Origin of the sequence: Sphingomonas sp. FARSPH (assembly GCF_003355005.1) — a bacterium.
Classification (GTDB): Bacteria; Pseudomonadota; Alphaproteobacteria; order Sphingomonadales; family Sphingomonadaceae; genus Sphingomonas.
This window is the reverse complement of the sequence record NZ_CP029985.1, coordinates 1,825,247-1,841,928: the sequence shown is the minus strand read 5'-3', so window position 1 is coordinate 1,841,928 and position 16,682 is coordinate 1,825,247. Positions and strand designations below refer to the sequence as shown.

Here is a 16,682-nt window from a genome sequence, read left to right as displayed (position 1 = left end):
GAAATCCCGCTGCTCAGATCTTGTCGGAATAGATCATCCGGCCCGGCCCGAGCGCCGCGAAGACGCGCGACAGATCGTCCTCGCCGACCGCAAAGCAGCCCTGGCTGCGGCCGAGCATGCCGTGGCTGCGGATCATGTCGGGGTTGGCATACCATGCCGAATGGACGACGATCGCGCGCGACAGCGCATTGTCGTTGGTCGCGTCGAGCCCGATCAGCCGCTGCGACCGGCCATGCTTGCCGACGTAATAGTCGGCGGTGAGGAAGGCGCCCTCGCTGCTCGCGTTCGAGCCCGGGTCGTTCGAGAAGCGCTTGAGGAACCCGGTGTGCGACGGGTCGGACCCGCTGCCATGCGCGACGAGGAAAGACTGGCTGCGCCCGTTGGCGAGATCGACGATGTGGAAGCGCGGCTGCGATGAGGGCGCCGCCATGTCGGCGATCGCGATCCGGTCGCGATTGGCGAGCTGGCGGCCGTGCCGGTCGAGCGCGGCCATCGCGCGGCGGAGCAGTTCGGGGCGCACCACCCGCGGCGAGGTGATCGCCTGCGCAGCGACGCGCGGAGCGCCGGCGGGCAGCGGCGGCGTCGCGACCGCGCGTAGATCGCTCTGCGTCAGGCGGCGCGTCGCGGCGGACACCGCCCCCGGCACCGCCAGCGTCGCACCCAGTACCAGGCCGTTCTTCAGAAGGGCGCGCCTGCTACGCAGCGCGTCGTCATGCTGATCAATCATCGAAAAAAATAAGCCCCGGCTCGATCCCCGCTTTCGCCTTACATAGCAGTTTTGGACCTAATTTTCTGCTGCGCATCCAGCGGCTTGGCTTTGCGGTTGCACGACTCGCCGCGTGCGAAGCCCGGTTGATCGAAGACTTGACACGGCACGAAACCGCACATTGCGCGTTGGACAGTTGAGAGGGGGGCGGAAGGAAAGGGACCCGTTATGAAGGACATGCTTGCCGTTGCGGGCGCGGTGCTTCTGGCCATCGCCCCCGGCCATGCGCGCGCTGCGGACACCGATGCCGCCGCCGGCGCGGTCGCGATCGAAGCCGCCACTCTTTCGCCCAACCGCTACGTCTGGGCCGACTCGGCGTCGAACGAGCCGCTGCGCGTCGTCGTCTCGATCCCCGACCAGAAAGCCTATGTCTATCGCGGCAAGACGTTGGTCGCGGCCTCCACCGTGTCCACCGGCAAGGACGGTAAAGAGACGCCCGTCGGCGCGTTCACGATCCTGCAGAAATCGGAAACGCACAAATCGAACCTGTACGATGCGGCGCCGATGCCGTTCATGCAGCGGTTGACGTGGGACGGTGTCGCGATCCACGCGGGCAACAACCCGGGCTTCCCCGCATCGCACGGGTGCATCCGCGTGCCGATGGCGTTCGCCAAGCGGCTGTTCGCGGCGACCTCGGTCGGCACGCCGGTCGTCGTGACCGACGAAAGCCTGGGCGACGGCACGACGATGCCGTCGATCGAAGACGTGCCGACATATGATACGCCGCAAGCGAGCCCGGAGACGATCGCCGAAACCGCTGCGGCAAACGCGGGCCAGCTGGAACAGATCGCGGGACGGTAAGCGTGAAGCCTGCGCGGGGAGCGGGACGCCTCGCCCCCCGCCACTACAGCGTCCGGATGATCCCCGAAAAGTCGGTGCCGCCCTGCCCGCCCGCGACGAACGCCTCGTACAATTCCGTGGCGCGGCTTCCCATCGGCGTCGTCGCGCCCGCCTCGCCCGCCGCCTGCATCGCGAGGCGCAGATCCTTCAACATCAGCGCAGCGGCGAATCCGCCCTGATAGTCGCGATCCGCCGGCGTTTCGGGGCCGACGCCGGGCACGGGGCAATAGGTGGTCATCGACCAGCTCTGCCCGGAACTGACCGACGAGATGTCGTAGAAGGTCTGCAGATCGAGGCCGAGCCGGTGGGCCAGCCTGAATGCCTCGCACGTCGCGACCATCGTCGCGCCGAGCAGCATGTTGTTGCACATCTTAGCCGCCTGCCCCGCGCCACTGGCACCGGCGTGGATCACCGTCTTGCCCATGTCGGCAAGGAAGGGGCGCGCGCGGTCGAACCCTTCCGCGCTGCCGCCGACCATGAAGGTCAGCGTGCCCGCCGCCGCCGCCGCGATGCCGCCCGACACCGGCGCATCGACCGCGAGCATGCCGTTCGCCGACGCCTGTTCCGCCAGCCGGCGCGCGGTGGCGACGTCGATCGTCGAGCAGTCGATCAGGATCGCCGACGGCGCGGCGCGGCCGAACACCGCATCGGCATAAACACCCTCTACGTGCGCGCCCGCGGGCAGCATGGTGACGATCGCCTCCGCGCCCTCCACCGCGGCAGCGGCGCTGTCGACGGGAAGGCATCCAGCCGCCTTCGCCTTGGCGAGCGCATCGGCGCTGAGGTCGAAGGCACGCACGTCATGCCCCTTCTTCGCGAGGTTGGCAGCCATGCCGCCGCCCATGTTGCCCAGCCCGATGAACGCGACGCGTGCCATTGATGCTCTCCCACGATTCTTCATGGCGAGCGCAGCGAAGCAATCCGGAAGTCTCGTGCGCCGCCCTGGATTGCTTCGCTGCGCTCGCAATGACGCGCAGGGGACGGCGGCGATGGCGTTACTGCCGCAACAGGTCGCGCCCCACGATCATCCGCATCACCTGGTTCGTCCCTTCCAGGATCGAATGAACGCGCAGGTCGCGCCAGAAGCGTTCGATCGGATAATCGCGCAGATAGCCGTAGCCGCCGTGCAATTGCAGCGCGCGATCGACGATCGCCGAACCGCTGTCGGTCGCCAGCCGCTTCGCCATCGCCGAGAAGCGCGACTTGTCGGGGGCGTTGGCGGTGACCTTCGCCGCGGCGAGATACAGCAACGCGCGCGCCGCCTCCAGGTCGGTCGCCATGTCGGCGAGCGTGAATTGCGTGTTCTGGAAGTCGGAGACGGGCTGGCCGAACTGCTGGCGCTCCTTGGTATAGCGGATCGCCTCGTCGAGGCACCGCTGCGCCCCGCCGAGCGAGCAGGCGCCGATATTGAGCCGGCCGCCGTCGAGCCCCGCCATCGCGATCCGGAACCCCTCGCCCTCGCCGCCGACCAGATTGGCGACGGGCACGCGGCAATCCTCGAAGATCACCTGCGCGGTCGGGCTCGCGTTCCAGCCGAGCTTCTTCTCGGGCGCGCCGAACGACAGGCCGGGCGTGCCCTTCTCGACGACGATCGCGCTGATCCCGCGGCTCTTTTCCTCACCCGTCCGCACCATGCAGACATACAGGTCGTTGTAGCCCGCGCCGGAGATGAACTGCTTCGTCCCGTTCAGCACATAATGGTCGCCGTCGCGCCGCGCGCTGGTCTTGAGCGCCGCGGCGTCGGAGCCGGAGCCCGGCTCGGTCAGGCAGTAGCTGCCGATCGTCTCCATCGTGACGAGGCCGGGCAGATAACGCTGCTTCAGGTCGTCCGACCCGAAGCGGTCGATCATCCACGCCGCCATGTTGTGGATCGAGATGAACGCCGACGTGGCGGGGCAGCCATAGGCCATCGCCTCCATCACCAGCGCCGCCTCCAGCCGGCCGAGCGCGATGCCGCCCGATTCCTCGCTGACGTAGATCGCGCCGAAGCCGAGCTCGCCCGCGGCCTTCCACACGTCGATCGGGTAATGGTGCTTTTCGTCCCACTCGCCCGCGAACGGCGTGATCCGGTCGGCGGTGAAGCGGCGCGCGAGCTCCTGGATCTCGCGCTGGTCATCCGTGAGGTCGAACTGGTTCGTCATGCGGGGCACTTCTGGTAGCGGAATGAGCCGACGCGGTCGGCGGGGGCGGTGACCTCGCGGATCAGGGCGCGGCCGTCGCCCTTCAGCGTCAGGATCGTGGCTTCGGTCCAGCTCATGCCCTCGCCGCTCATCGGCAGGTCGAACAAGACGCGCATGTCCCCCTCGCTGCGTATCCCGGTCGCGACACCGCGCGATTCGTAGAAGGACAATCTGTCGCCCGCGATCGTCAGCAGGCCCTTGTTGTCGGCGCGCTTCGGATCGCAATCGTTGGCGACCATGCCCCAGCGCCCCTGGAACGCCGCGGGGATCGCCTTGACGGTGACGGGCGACGGCAGCGTCACCGGCACCAGTTCGTTGTCGGGGTCTTCGGTCAGCGCGGCGGCCGGCTCCGCCTGCGCGGTCGCGGCCTGCTGGCTGTTATTGCCCGCGGCGCCGCTCCCTCCGCCGCAGGCGGCGAGCGGCAGGGCGAGGACGGTGCCGATCATCGCAAAACGCATGGCATTCACCCCATCGTCGGGATGACGAACGCATTGCCACCATCGGGCGCGCCGTCGGGCCAGCGTTGCGTCACCGTCTTGACCTTGGTCCAGAAGCGCACGCCCTCGGTGCCGTGCTGGTTGACGTCGCCGAACGCGCTGCGCTTCCATCCGCCGAACGTGTGATAGGCGACGGGCACCGGAATCGGCACATTGATCCCGACCATGCCGACGTTGACGCGCGCGGCGAATTCGCGCGCGGCATGGCCGTTGCGCGTGAAGATCGCGACGCCATTGCCATATTGATGCTCGCTCGGCAGGCGAAGCGCAGTCTCGAAATCGGGCGCGCGCACGATCTGGAGGACGGGGCCGAAGATTTCCTCCTGATAGGATCGCATCTGCGGCGTGACCCGGTCGAGCAGCGTCGGGCCGACGAAGAAGCCGTCCTCATGCCCCTGCAGGCTGAAGCCGCGGCCGTCGACGACCAGCTCCGCGCCCTCGTCGACTGCGGTGCCGATCCAGTTCTCGACGCGTTGCTTGTGCGCCGCGTTGACCACCGGGCCGTAATGCGCCTCCGCATCGGTCGACACGCCGACGCGAAGCGCGCGGATCGCGGGGATCAGCTTTTCGCGCAGGGCGTCGGCGGTATCCTCGCCGACGGGCACCACGACGGGGAGCGCCATGCACCGCTCGCCCGCCGAACCGAATGCCGCGCCCGACAGGTCGGCGACGACCTGGTCGAGGTCGGCGTCGGGCATGACGATGCCGTGGTTCTTGGCGCCGCCCATCGCCTGGACGCGCTTGCCCGCCTCGACGCCGCGGCGATAGACGTAATGCGCGATGTCGCTGGAACCGACGAAGCTCACGGCGGCGATCGCGGGATTATCGAGGATCGCGTCGACCATCTCCTTGTCGCCGTGCACGACCTGCAGGATGCCCTCCGGCGCGCCGGCTTCCAGCATCAGCTCAGCAAGGCGCACCGGCACCGACGGATCGCGCTCGCTGGGCTTCAGGATGAAGGCGTTGCCGCACGCGATCGCGACGCCGAACATCCACATCGGGATCATCGCCGGGAAGTTGAACGGCGTGATGCCGGCGCCGATACCGAGCGGCTGACGCATCGAATAGACGTCGATGCCCGGCCCCGCGCCTTGCGTATATTCGCCCTTCAGCACGTGCGGGATGCCGCAGGCGAATTCGATCACCTCCAGCCCGCGCTGGATGTCGCCCTTTGCGTCGGCGATCACCTTGCCGTGTTCCGAGCTGAGAAGGTGCGCGAGCGCGTCCATCTCGCGCTCGACCAGTTCCTTGAAGCGGAACATGACGCGCGCGCGGCGTTGCGGATTGGTCGCCGCCCAGCCGGGTTGCGCCTTTTGCGCCGCAGCGATGGCATGATCGAGATCGGCTTGCGTGCCCAGCGACACGCGCGCCTGGACCTGACCCGTATTGGGGTCGAACACATCGCTGCTGCGCGCGGCGGCGCCACCTGCATGACCGACGATCAGATGATCGATCGTACGCATCCTCTATCCTCCTTGTCCGCTCTCACGCGGGCCTTGTCCGCCCGTTCGCAGGCCTGCGCGCGTCGCGCAAGAGGATAACGGCGGGGCGAACGAATGTTGCGCCGGCTGATCGGCGGCTCAGCGCGCCTGGCGCAGCTTTGCTGCCGAGAGATGCCAGCTCAGCTGTGCTGGCGTCGCGCCGGGGACGTCGTTGACGCGGCGCAAGGTATAGGTGCCGGTGAAGCGCTGCGCCGCGCCATTCTTCAGCGTCGCATAAACCCTGACGGGCACGGTGATGTACGACGACCCCGCCGCGCCTTCCATGTCGGTCGGTGCGCCGGTGACGACGCGCGTGTGCGCGGTGCGCGCGAAGCCGCGGACGAACCCGGCATAGCTCTGCCCGCTCGCCTGCCCGCTCCGGTCCCACAGCATATAGGCGGTGCGATAGGCGCCGCGGTCCAGCGCGGCGTAATAGCGCGCGACCACGTCGCGCGCCTGCGCGGGTGTGCGGTCGAGCGCCGCGGCGGGCGCTGCGACGGCGACGAGCAAAAGAGCGAACAGGGCACGCATCGGCTAACCTTCCAACGTGGATTCCGATGCGCGCAACGCGTCAGGCGGCAGCGAGGCTCCGTCGCCGGCCATAGGCGAAGTAGAGCAGCAGGCCGAGTATGTTCCAGATCACGAACCGCACCAGCGTCGCCGACGGCAGGCTGGCGAGCAGGTAGATGCAGCCCAGGATCGCGAGCGTGCCGACGACATAGGGCGCCGGGCAGCGGAACAGCCGCGGCTGGTCGGGCGCCGTCCTGCGCAGCACCATGAGGCACGCGCCGACCGCGATGAAGGCGAGCAGCGTGCCCGCATTGGCGAGTTCCGCGATCTCGTCGAGCCGGAACAGCCCGGCGACGATCGCGATCGACACGCCGGTCAGCACCGTGATCCGGGTCGGCGCGCCGGTGCGCGGGGATACGGTGGCGAGCCCGCGGGGCAGCAGGCCGTCGCGCGCCATGACGAAGAAGATGCGGCTCTGTCCGTACATCATCACCAGGATGACCGACGGCAGCGCGACGATCGCGGCGAGCGCGATCAGATGCCCCGCCAGCGGCTGGCCGAGGCTGCGCAGCACCAGGGCGAGCGGCTCGGGCGAATTGGCGAGCTGGCGGAAGGGCAGCGCGCCGACCGCGGCGATCGCGACCGCCATGTAGATGATCGTGCACACCAGCATCGATCCGACGATACCGATCGTCAGGTCGCGCCCCGGCCGCTTCGCTTCCTCGGCAGAAGTCGCGACCGCGTCGAAGCCGTAGAAGGCGAAGAAGACGATCGCGGCCGCCGCCATCACGCCGCGCTTCTCGCCGCCGCTTTCGACCGAGGCGAAGCCATAGGGCATGAACGGGTGGAGGTTGTCGGCGTTGAACGCAGGAAACGCGAAGGCGATGAACACGCCCAGCGCCACCAGCTTGACGATGACGAGCACGATGTTGAGCGTCGCGCTTTCGCGCGTCCCCGCGACGAGCATGCCCATCACCGCCAGCGCCACGACCACCGCGGGCAGGTTGAGGATGCCGCCGCCGTGCGGGCCGCTGAGCAGCGCCGGCGGCAGGTGGATGCCCGCGGACTGGATCCAGCCGACCAGATAGCCCGACCAGCCGACCGCGACGGTCGAACAGGCGAGCGAATATTCGAGGATCAGGCTCCACCCGACGATCCAGGCGACGCCCTCGCCGAGCGCAGCATAGCTGAACGTATAGGCGCTGCCCGCCGCGGGGATCATCGTTGCGAGTTCGGCATAGGCGAGCGCGGCGCAGGCGCAGACCGCGCCGGCGATCGCGAAGGCGAGGATCACTGCCGGCCCCGCGCGCTCCGCCCCGACGCCGGTCAGCGTGTAGATGCCCGTGCCGACGATGGCCCCCACGCCGAGCGCGATCAGATGCGGCCACGACAGCGTCTTGGCGAGCGCCCGGCCCGCTTCATGCTGCGTGACGGCGGCGAGACTCTTGCGTGGTCCGAACATGCGCACCCCCTAATGTCTTCGATCCTCCCCGCTCCGCGGGGAGGGGGACCACGCCGAAGGCGTGGTGGAGGGGCAGCCGCACGCGACACCGCCCCGGGGCGGCCCCTCCACCGCCAGCCTGCGGCTGGCGGTCCCCCTCCCCTGCGAAGCAGGGGAGGATTGAAACGTCACTGTACCTGAAACCCCTCCCAGAACGCATCCGCGCGGTCGATCCAGATCGTGTTGAACCCGGTCGCGATCGCCGACCCTTCGATCGAGGGCACGATCGCGGGCGTGTCGCCCAGCATCGTCGCCGCCTCGACCCGGCCGACGAAGCGGCTGCCGATGTAGCTTTCGTGGACGAAGCGGTCGCCGACCTTCAGCGTGCCCCGATCGGCGAGATGCGCCAGCCGCGCCGACGTGCCCGTGCCGCACGGGCTGCGATCGATCGCCTTGTCACCGTAGAAGACCGCGTTGCGGCCGTCGGCGTCATTGCTGCGCGGCTTATCCGCCCACAGGATGTGGCTGACGCCGCGGATCGTCGGGTCGAGCGGGTGGACCGGCTCGCATTTCGCGCGCACCGCCTCGCGGATGCGGCCCGACAGTTCGACCAGCCGGCTCGCGCCCATCGCGTCGAGCCCGGCATATTGCCCCTGCGGTTCGATGATCGCGTAATAATTGCCGCCATAAGCGACGTCGATGCTGAGCGGCCCGATGCCCTCGACATCGACCGCAACACCCTTCGCGGCGACATAGGCGGGGACGTTGGTGATGCGCACCGCGGTCACCTTGTCGCCCGCGGTCTCGTAAGCGATGTCGATGACGCCGGCGGGCACCTCGACCTTCAGCCGCCCCGGCGTCGCCGGCTGGATCAACCCATGCTCCAGCCCGAACGTCACCATGCCGATCGTGCCGTGCCCGCACATCGGCAGGCAGCCCGACGTCTCGATGAACAGGATGCCGATATCGGCATCGGTCGTCGTCGGCGGATACAGGAACCCGCCCGACATCATGTCGTGGCCGCGCGGTTCGAAACACAGCCCGGTGCGGATCCAGTCGAAGCGGGTCAGGAAATCCTGCCGCCGCTCCGACATCGACGCGCCCTTCAGCAACGGCGCCCCGCCCGCAACGAGGCGGACGGGGTTGCCGGCGGTGTGACCGTCGATGCAGAAGAAGGTGTGGCGCATCAGGCGGCGATACGCGCCTCGGTCGCGCCGAGCGTCGGGCGCGTCGCCGCCGCCTTTTCGACCATCGCGATCACCTCGGCGCGGCGCGCGCCCTCCAGCACGTAGCGCGGCGGCAGCACGCGCTCCGACCCACGGCCCATCACCTGCTCCGCGAGCTTGATCGACTGGACGAGATCGTGCTCGGCGTCGAGGTGCAGGAGCGGCATGAACCAGCGATAGATTTCCATCGCCTTGGCATGATCGCCCCGCTCGAACGCGCGGACCAGTTCCACCGATTCCTGCGGGAAGGCGTTGGTCAGGCCCGACACCCAGCCCTGCGCGCCCAGATACAGCCCCTCGAGCGCCACGTCGTCCAACCCCGCGAACAGCACGTAGCGATCGCCGAACGCGTTTCGGAAATCGGTGAAGCGGCGCGTGTCGGGCGCGCTTTCCTTGACCGCGACGATGTTCTTGACGTCGACGAGGGCGGAAAGAACCTCCTGGTCGATCACCGTACGATAGGCGGGCGGATTGTTGTAGAGCATGATCGGCAGGCCGGTCTGCTCGGCGACGCCCTTGAAGTGGTTCACCAACTCGTGCGCCTTGGGCACATAGACCATCGGCGGCAGCAGCATCAGCCCGTCGGCCCCCGCTTTCTCGGCCGCCTGGGCATAGCGCACCGCGCGGCGCGTATCATATTCCGACACGCCGGTGATGACGGGCACGCGGCCGTCGACCACCTCGACGATCGCCGACAGGACGGTGACCTTCTCGTCGTAGTCGAGCGAATTGTTCTCGCCGACCGTGCCGAGCGCGATCACGCCGGTCACGCCGTCGCGGATCAGGTCGTCGACGACGCGCTGCGTATCGGCGAGGTCGATGCTCATGTCCGCGCGGATCTGCGTCGTCACGGCGGGGAACACGCCCTTCCAAGCCACTGTCATGCCAAAACCTTTCTGATGGATTGATGATCGTATACGGTTTTCGATCATGTCGCACAAGGGGGTGCGACATCGTGCGGCGGCGATGGTGGCGGGGCGGCGCGCGGCGCCAGGGCCTCCCACTCCTCCACCGCCACCGCGGCATGGCCACGCGTATCGCCCGATGCGGTGAAGACGGCGCGCAGGCATCGCGTCGTGATCGGTGGAAAGATGACGGTGTCGAAGCCCGCGGCATCGCGGCCATGGTGGACCACGCCGGCTACCCCCTGCCAGCGGCCATCCCGCCAATATTCGAGGCGCCAGTCCTTCGGCGGCGCGGTCCCTGCGCGCGCACCTGCGGGCTGATCGGTGAAGAAGCGGATGCGGCTCGCCTCGATCGTCACAGGCAATGGCCAGCGATATTCCAGCCAAGCCTGCGCCGGCGTCGCGGCGCCGCGCCAGTCGCTCCACATGTCGGGCGGCAGCGGTGCGGCGCGCACCATGCCGTCGTTGACGGCGCGCAACCAGAATTGCACCGGGACGGGCATGGCGGAGGTCGCGACGCTGGCGCCGGTGGCGACGTTGCGCGTCGCGACGACGGTGTGCGCGATCCGCGTCGGCACGACCGGGCGGATCGCCGCGGGGCTGACGCTGTCGTCCCACGCCATCGGATCGATCGCGACCGACCGGCGGAAATGCCCGCCGCCCACCGCGTCGGCAGTGTGATAGGCGAGATACCAGCGCCCGCGAAATTCGATCGCGCCGGCATGCGACGTGGTCGACGACACGGGCGGCAGCACGACGCCGCGATAGGTCCACGGCCCCAGCGGCCCCGGCGCGGAGGCATAGGCCTGGCACGCGTGATACAGAGTCGGCGTGCACGGGCTGTCCGGCCCCGGATTGTTTGCCGCATAGAGCAGGTAATAGGTGCCCCGCCGCTTCATCAGCCACGGCGCCTCGAAGAAACCGGTCGCGCCGGTCAGCGTCACCTCCGGCCCGGCGGGCGTCACCATATCGGGCTTCAGCGCCATGCCGCGCAGCTGGCCGAACGTGCCCCAGATGATCGTCACGCGGCCCTCGTCCTCGACCAGCACGGTCGGGTCGATATTCTGGATGTCGTTCGCGACCGGTACGATCTGCGAGATGATCGGCCCGGCGGGATGCGCGTCGCGCCACGGCCCGCGCGGATCGTCCGCCACCGCGACGCCGATCGCGAACCGGTCCTTCGCCGGACCGACCCGCTGGAGCACGGGTGCATAGAGGTAGAAGCGCCGGTCCGCCCCCCGCACGATCTGGCCGGCATAGGCGCGCCCCGCTTCGGCCCAGGCGAAGATATCGTGCGGGCGCGCGACATTCGGATAATGCTGCCACCGGCCCGATCCCGGATCCTTCGTCGACAGCAGCTGCCATTCGTTCATGATGAAATCGTTGACGCCGTCGGGCGCCTCGTCGCGGCCGGCGAGGATATACAGCGTGTCGCCGACGACGATCGGTGCGGGATCGGTCGAATAAAAACGGCCATCCGCGAGGATCGGGTTGCCGTGGCTGACGATCGTCTCCGGCGCCGCCTGTCCCGCCATCGCGGCGAGGAACAGCGCGGCGGCCGGCGTCACTTCTCCTCGTCCGGATAGGGGCCCTTGCCGCCATCGCGGATCAGCTGGTCGGTACGCGCGTCGAGCACCGAGACGGGGACCGAACCGAGCGACAGGATCGCATCGTGGAAGGCGCGGATGTCGAACTTCGCCCCCAGCGCGGCCTCGGCCCGCGCCCGGTCGCGCTGGATCGCCAGCTGTCCGGTGTAATAGCTCAGCGCCTGCCCGGGCCATGCGATGTAGCGGTCGACCTCCGTCTCGATCTCGTGATCGGCGAGCGCGGTGTTGTCATGAAGGTACCGCTGCGCCTGTTCGCGCGTCCAGCCCTTTGCATGCAGACCGGTGTCGACGACCAGCCGCGCCGCGCGCCACGCCTGATAGCTCAGCATGCCGAACCGGTCGTAGGGCGTGTCGTACATCCCCATCTCCTCGCCCAGCGCCTCGCAATACAAGGCCCATCCCTCGCCGTAGACGGACAGATAGCCGTCGCGCCGGAATGCGGGCAGGTCGCTATTCTCCGCGGCGAGCGGCATCTGGAAGGCGTGGCCCGGCGCGCTTTCGTGCAGCGTCAGCGCAGCGAGCGAATAGAGCGGCCGCGCGGGCAGATTGTAGGTGTTGACCAGGTACACGCCCGGCCCGCCGCGCCCGCTGGTGTAGAAGGGCGCAAGGTCCGCCGGCACCGGTTTGATCGCGAAGCGCGCGCGCGGCAGATGGCCGAAATACTGGCTCGCCTTACCGTCGAACGTCTTGGCGATCCACGCCGCGCGATCGAGCAGATCCTGCGGCGTCTTCGCGTAGAATCGCGGATCGCTGCGCAGGAAGGCGAGGAATGCGGGCAGGTCGCCCTTGAAGCCGACCTCGGTCATCACCCCCTGCATCCGCGCGCGGATCGCCGCCATCTCGGCAAGGCCGATCCGGTGGATATCCTCGGGCGTCTGGTCCTGCGTGGTGAATTCGGCGACCTTCGACCGATAATAGGCGCGGCCATCGGGCAGGTCGTACGCCGCAATGGTCTTGCGCGCGCCGGGGATATAGTCGGTGCGCAGGAAGGCGAGCAGCTTCGCATGCGCAGGCACGACCGCCGCGCGGATCGCCGCCGCGGCCTCCGCCTTCAGCGCGCTTTGCGTCGCCGCGGGAATCGTCGCCGGCATCTTCAGGAACGGCGCGTAAAACAGCGACTCTTCCGGACTGCGCGCCTCCACCACCTGCGCGACGCCGATGTCGCGCCCCTTCAACGTCACCTGCGGCGGCGTGAACCCGCGCGCCAGGCCTGCGCGCATGTTGGCGATCTGCTGGTCGAAATAGCGCGGCATGTCGCGCAGCATCGCGATATAGTCGCGATAATCCTTCTCGCGGACGAAATCGCCGCGCGACGCATCGGCGACGTCGCCCCAAAAGCTGGTGTCGGAATTGAGCGGTTTCTCGTAATCGCGAAACCGCTGCTCGGCGAGCAAGGCGTCGATCTGCCCCCGGTAGACCAGATAGTTGATGCGCTCGGCGGCCGACAGGTCGGCCGGGCGGATCGCGGCGAGCGCGGCGGCGGTGCGCGTCCAGCGCGCCAGCTTCTCCGCCTGCGCCGCGGGGCCGACATCGGGCAGGCGGCGCGTGTCGCCGCCGGGATTGGCGTCGCCTGATGCGAGCATGCGGCGACGCCAGGCATATTCGTCGGTGTATAACGCCTTTAACCGCGCATCGGCGCTGCCGGGCACCGCGGCGGCGACCATCGGCGCCGCAATGGCGGGCGCGGGGGCGGCGAGCAACAGCGCCGCGACGAAAATGCTCATGCCCCGATCCTCATGATGTCCGCATAGAGCGCCGCCGGGATGACGACGCCGTCCGCGAGGCTGCGCGTCCGCGCGGCATAACGCCGGCTGGACGGCAGCCGCGCGCCCTGATCCTCGATAGCGGCGAACATCGCCTCCGCGCGCGCCAGATGCCCGGCCACCGTATCGCCCAGGAAGCCGGCGGGATCGATCGCGACGATCAGCTCGCCGCCGATCGGCGATCCGCCGCGCCCGCGGTCGGCGGCCAGCGATTCAGCGCTGGTCATGTCGCCGATCAGCGGCCCCGCGACCAGTTCCACCATCGCGGCGAGCGCCGAGCCCTTGTGCCCGCCGAACGTGCGCATCGCGCCTGCCAACACCGCGTCCGCCGCGGTCGTCGGCCGGCCTTGCGCGTCATAGCCCCAATCATCGGGCACCGGCTTGCCGGCGCGGCGGTGCAGTTCGATCTCCCCGCGCGCCACCGCGCTCGTCGCGAAGTCGAAGACGAAGGGAGGACCGCCGGGGCGCGGCCAGCCAAAGGCGATGGGGTTGGTGCCGAACACCGGCCGCGTGCCGCCCGCCGGCGCGACCCAGGCATGACTGGGCGTGAAGGCGAGCGCAGCGAGCCCCGCGTCCGCCAGCGCCTCGACCTCCGGCCACAGGGCCGCGAAATGGACGACGCGGTTGAGCGCCATCGCCGCGATGCCGAACGCACGCGCCTTGTCCACCAGCATCGGCAGGCCGCGCGCGAAAGCGAGCTGGGCGAAACCTCCGCCGCCATCGACGCGCACTAGCGCGCGCGCGGGTTCGCTGACGACCGGCACCGCGTCGGGCACCACCACGCCCTTCGCCACGCTGTTCGCGGCGACGAGCAGGCGGTAGATGCCGTGGCTGGCGCAGCCGTCGCGCTCGCCCGCGACCATCGTTTCCGCCACCGCCGCGGCATGATCCGGCGCGAGGCCGACCGCGCGCAGCTTCGTCACCGCCAGGTCGCGCAGGGCGTCGAGCGTCAGGTGGACGCCCTCCTCGCTTGCCGCCTCGCTCGCCGCCGCGCTCACGCGATCGCCCCGGATTTGCCGGCGGGCTTGGCGGTGTACAGGCGCATGCCGAAGATCGGACCCGCGCTGCTGCGATCGTGCGGCACGATGCGCACGCGCACGCGCGCCTTGCCGCGAGTCAATGCCTCGGCCAGCGGATAATCGACGTCGAAGAACCTGCCCGGCGCATCCTCGTCCAGATGCTGCGTCGCGACCTTCACATTGTCGACCAGGATGTCGAAATCGCGCGACCGCTCGCCACCCCAATAGGTCGCCTGCAGGATCAGCGGCCCGGGCCGCGTCGTCATGTCGAATTCGATGAACCCGCCCGACCGCGCATCGCGCCCCTGCCGCCCGCGATAGGTGACGGGATAGGAGATGTCGCTGGTGAGCTTGTGGTCGCGCTCTGGCTGCATCTCGCCCAGATGCATGACGTCGACGGAGCGCGCGGCGATGTCTTTCAACCGCGCCTGCTCCGCGATGTAGCTCGCCTCTTCGCTCGCCCAGGCGGCGTCGGTGAAACACTTGAAATAGACCGCGCTCTGCCGGCGATACTGGCGGTAGAAGGGCACAAACGACACATCGGCAGGCCTGACGACGCCGCGCGTCGCATAAACGCCCTTTGCCGCATCGCGCAGTGCGAAGCCGCCGATCAGGTCGGCACCGACCAGCGCCGGGTCGGGCTTGTCCCACTTGGCCTCGACCGGCCCGAGATCGGCGGCGAGCACCATCGGCCCGCGGACGACCGCGACGACGTCCGGGTCCCCCGGCGTCGCTTCCAGCCGGAGGTCGAGCGGCAGCGCGATCGCGATGCGGTCGCCCGCCCGCCACACGCGCGTCACCGTCGCATAGCCGCGCGCCATCACGGGCGTCACCGGCCGGTCGTTGACCGTCACCGCCGCCTTGCCCGCCGCCCAGCCCGGCACGCGCAGCGCGACCGGGAAGCGCCCGCGCCGCACCTTCGCGAAGGTCAGCGTCGCCGCCCCTTCGAACGGATAGCGGGTGTCGAGCCCGACCGTTGCGCCCCGCGCGGCCCATTGCGCGTCGGCGGGAATGTAGAGGTTGACGTAAAAGGTGCCGTCGTCCCCTTCGGCGAAGATGCTTTCGCCATGCTTGGCGTGGCTTTCCATCCCTGATCCGACGCAGCACCAGAAGGCGTCGTCCGCCGTCGTCGAATAATCGCGTGGCGCGGCGCTCATCAGCGGCGTCATATAGGTGAAGCCGCCCGTTGCCGGGTCCTGCGCGCTCATCACGTGGTTCAGGTGCGCGCGCTCGTAATAGTCGAACAGGGCGCCGTCCGGCTGCCACGACCACAGATGCCGCGTCAGCTTGAGCATGTTGTAGGTGTTGCAATGCTCGCACGTCTGTTCGGTGATGTGCTGTGCGATCGTGTCGGGCGCGCTGAAATATTCGCGGTCGGCATTGCCGCCGATCACGTAGCTATGATGCTGCGTCACCGTCTCCCAGAAGAAGCGCGCCGCCTTCGCCTTGTCCGGCGCGCCGCCCGACACCTCGTGGATGCGCGCGAGGCCGATCAGCTTTGGCACCTGCGTATTCGCGTGGAGATTCGCGAGCCCGTCCTCGCCGCGCGCGAGCGGATCAAGCACGCGGTTGTCGTAGAGGAGCGTCGCCATGCCGAGCCAGCGCGGATCGCGGGTGCGCGCGTAGAGTTCGGCGTAGCTTTCGTTGAGGCCGCCATATTCGCAGCCCAGTACCGTCTGCACCTGTTCGGACGACAGCGCCGCGAAGACGCGCGCGAAATAGCCCGCCAGCCCCTCGGCGACGCGTAGCGCGGCGGCATTGCCCCAGCCGGCATGGACGTCGAGCAGGCCGGCGAACACCTTGTGCACCGTGTAGAGCGGCGACCACGAACCGTTGAGGTCGAACCCGCCCGAGCGGATGTCGCCCTTCATCACCTCGCCGAAAATCTCCTCGCCGTCGACGATCGTGCCGTCCTTGCGCTTGCGCCCCAGCGCACCGACGTAGCCGGTGCCGCGCTTCGCCTGGCACAGCGCGAGTTCGTCGACGATATAGTCGGCGCGGCGGCGCATCTCCGCATCGCCCGTCTGCTGCCACGTCAGCACCAGCGCGGACAGGTAATGGCCCAGCGTATGGCCGGCGATCGTGTCGCTTTCCCACCCGCCATAGATATCCGCCTTGGGCGCAAGGCCCGCATATTTGCGGAAATTGTGCAGCAGCCGGTCGGGCTGCAGGCGCAGCAGATACGTGCGGTTGACGCCGGCGGCGGTCGCATAATCCGACGGCCGCAACCGCACCGCAGCCAGCGGCAGCGACCTGGCACGCGCCGACGCGGCCGGCTGCATGCCCGTCGCGGATGCCCCTTGCGCGCGCGCCATCACCATCGATCCGGCGATCCCGCCCAACACCGCTCGCCGCGTCGCCATGTCACACCCTCGCTTATTTCGTATACTTTTCCGCCAGCGAGGCGGTGTCGTCAACCACAAACCACTTGACCGCATACCGTATAA

The 16,682-nt window shown here is 68.8% G+C and carries 14 protein-coding genes; 1 reads left to right on the top strand and 13 read right to left on the bottom strand.

Features of this window, described 5'->3' with window-relative positions; genetic code table 11:
* Nucleotides 1–13: 13 nt before the first annotated feature.
* Nucleotides 14–727: a murein L,D-transpeptidase catalytic domain family protein gene (locus DM480_RS08875; protein ID WP_198665781.1), complete on the bottom strand. Its 714-nt coding sequence runs from the start codon at nt 725–727 to the stop codon at nt 14–16.
* Between the two features lie 207 nt (nt 728–934).
* Between DM480_RS08875 and DM480_RS08870 the strand changes: the two genes are divergently transcribed.
* Nucleotides 935–1,567 (top strand): L,D-transpeptidase family protein, encoded by a 633-nt coding sequence (locus DM480_RS08870; protein ID WP_115378500.1) that lies wholly within the window; start codon nt 935–937, stop codon nt 1,565–1,567.
* A gap of 43 nt (nt 1,568–1,610) precedes the next feature.
* On the opposite strand, the gene mmsB is transcribed toward DM480_RS08870, so the two are convergent.
* The 12 genes from mmsB to DM480_RS08805 form a co-directional block, all read right to left on the bottom strand.
* Entirely contained in the window at nt 1,611–2,483 is an 873-nt protein-coding gene (gene mmsB / locus DM480_RS08865) for a 3-hydroxyisobutyrate dehydrogenase (protein ID WP_115378499.1), read from the bottom strand.
* Nucleotides 2,484–2,601: 118 nt separating this feature from the next.
* Entirely contained in the window at nt 2,602–3,747 is a 1,146-nt protein-coding gene (locus DM480_RS08855) for an acyl-CoA dehydrogenase family protein (RefSeq protein WP_115378497.1), read from the bottom strand.
* Nucleotides 3,744–4,244 (bottom strand): hypothetical protein, encoded by a 501-nt coding sequence (locus DM480_RS08850; protein WP_115381070.1) that lies wholly within the window; start codon nt 4,242–4,244, stop codon nt 3,744–3,746. Before DM480_RS08850 ends, DM480_RS08855 begins: the two co-directional genes overlap by 4 nt.
* A 5-nt stretch (nt 4,245–4,249) precedes the next feature.
* Nucleotides 4,250–5,746 (bottom strand): CoA-acylating methylmalonate-semialdehyde dehydrogenase, encoded by a 1,497-nt coding sequence (locus tag DM480_RS08845; RefSeq protein ID WP_115378496.1) that lies wholly within the window; start codon nt 5,744–5,746, stop codon nt 4,250–4,252.
* A 117-nt stretch (nt 5,747–5,863) separates the two neighbouring features.
* Nucleotides 5,864–6,295 (bottom strand): hypothetical protein, encoded by a 432-nt coding sequence (locus DM480_RS08840; protein ID WP_115378495.1) that lies wholly within the window; start codon nt 6,293–6,295, stop codon nt 5,864–5,866.
* Between the two features lie 40 nt (nt 6,296–6,335).
* Nucleotides 6,336–7,736 carry an amino acid permease gene (locus DM480_RS08835; protein WP_115378494.1) on the bottom strand — a complete coding sequence of 467 codons (1,401 nt, stop codon included), beginning with the start codon at nt 7,734–7,736 and terminating at the stop codon, nt 6,336–6,338.
* Nucleotides 7,737–7,903: 167 nt separating this feature from the next.
* Entirely contained in the window at nt 7,904–8,902 is a 999-nt protein-coding gene (locus DM480_RS08830; RefSeq protein WP_115378493.1) for a 4-hydroxyproline epimerase, read from the bottom strand.
* Entirely contained in the window at nt 8,902–9,825 is a 924-nt protein-coding gene (locus tag DM480_RS08825; protein WP_115378492.1) for a dihydrodipicolinate synthase family protein, read from the bottom strand. Before DM480_RS08825 ends, DM480_RS08830 begins: the two co-directional genes overlap by 1 nt.
* A gap of 44 nt (nt 9,826–9,869) precedes the next feature.
* Nucleotides 9,870–11,414: a family 43 glycosylhydrolase gene (locus DM480_RS08820; protein WP_232833927.1), complete on the bottom strand. Its 1,545-nt coding sequence runs from the start codon at nt 11,412–11,414 to the stop codon at nt 9,870–9,872.
* Nucleotides 11,411–13,177, bottom strand: a complete 1,767-nt coding sequence (locus tag DM480_RS08815) for a DUF885 domain-containing protein (protein ID WP_115378491.1) — start codon at nt 13,175–13,177, stop codon at nt 11,411–11,413. Before DM480_RS08815 ends, DM480_RS08820 begins: the two co-directional genes overlap by 4 nt.
* Nucleotides 13,174–14,214 carry an Ldh family oxidoreductase gene (locus DM480_RS08810; RefSeq protein WP_198665780.1) on the bottom strand — a complete coding sequence of 347 codons (1,041 nt, stop codon included), beginning with the start codon at nt 14,212–14,214 and terminating at the stop codon, nt 13,174–13,176. Before DM480_RS08810 ends, DM480_RS08815 begins: the two co-directional genes overlap by 4 nt.
* The gene (locus DM480_RS08805; protein WP_115378490.1) at nt 14,211–16,598 is read right to left on the bottom strand and encodes a glycoside hydrolase family 127 protein; all 2,388 of its coding nucleotides are present in this window, start codon (nt 16,596–16,598) and stop codon (nt 14,211–14,213) included. The genes DM480_RS08810 and DM480_RS08805 overlap by 4 nt, the downstream gene beginning before the upstream one ends.
* Between the last annotated feature and the right edge of the window lie 84 nt (nt 16,599–16,682).

Excerpts from the sequence above, each read along its gene's own strand:
- DM480_RS08805 (WP_115378490.1), bottom strand. The coding sequence starts at position 16,598 with ATGGCGACGCGGCGAGCGGTGTTGGGCGGGATCGCCGGATCGATGGTG.
- DM480_RS08845 (WP_115378496.1), bottom strand. The coding sequence starts at position 5,746 with ATGCGTACGATCGATCATCTGATCGTCGGTCATGCAGGTGGCGCCGCC.
- DM480_RS08840 (WP_115378495.1), bottom strand. The coding sequence starts at position 6,295 with ATGCGTGCCCTGTTCGCTCTTTTGCTCGTCGCCGTCGCAGCGCCCGCC.
- DM480_RS08825 (WP_115378492.1), bottom strand. The coding sequence starts at position 9,825 with ATGACAGTGGCTTGGAAGGGCGTGTTCCCCGCCGTGACGACGCAGATC.
- DM480_RS08870 (WP_115378500.1), top strand. The coding sequence starts at position 935 with ATGAAGGACATGCTTGCCGTTGCGGGCGCGGTGCTTCTGGCCATCGCC.
- DM480_RS08835 (WP_115378494.1), bottom strand. The coding sequence starts at position 7,736 with ATGTTCGGACCACGCAAGAGTCTCGCCGCCGTCACGCAGCATGAAGCG.
- DM480_RS08855 (WP_115378497.1), bottom strand. The coding sequence starts at position 3,747 with ATGACGAACCAGTTCGACCTCACGGATGACCAGCGCGAGATCCAGGAG.
- DM480_RS08875 (WP_198665781.1), bottom strand. The coding sequence starts at position 727 with ATGATTGATCAGCATGACGACGCGCTGCGTAGCAGGCGCGCCCTTCTG.
- DM480_RS08830 (WP_115378493.1), bottom strand. The coding sequence starts at position 8,902 with ATGCGCCACACCTTCTTCTGCATCGACGGTCACACCGCCGGCAACCCC.
- DM480_RS08815 (WP_115378491.1), bottom strand. The coding sequence starts at position 13,177 with ATGAGCATTTTCGTCGCGGCGCTGTTGCTCGCCGCCCCCGCGCCCGCC.
- mmsB (WP_115378499.1), bottom strand. The coding sequence starts at position 2,483 with ATGGCACGCGTCGCGTTCATCGGGCTGGGCAACATGGGCGGCGGCATG.
- DM480_RS08850 (WP_115381070.1), bottom strand. The coding sequence starts at position 4,244 with ATGCGTTTTGCGATGATCGGCACCGTCCTCGCCCTGCCGCTCGCCGCC.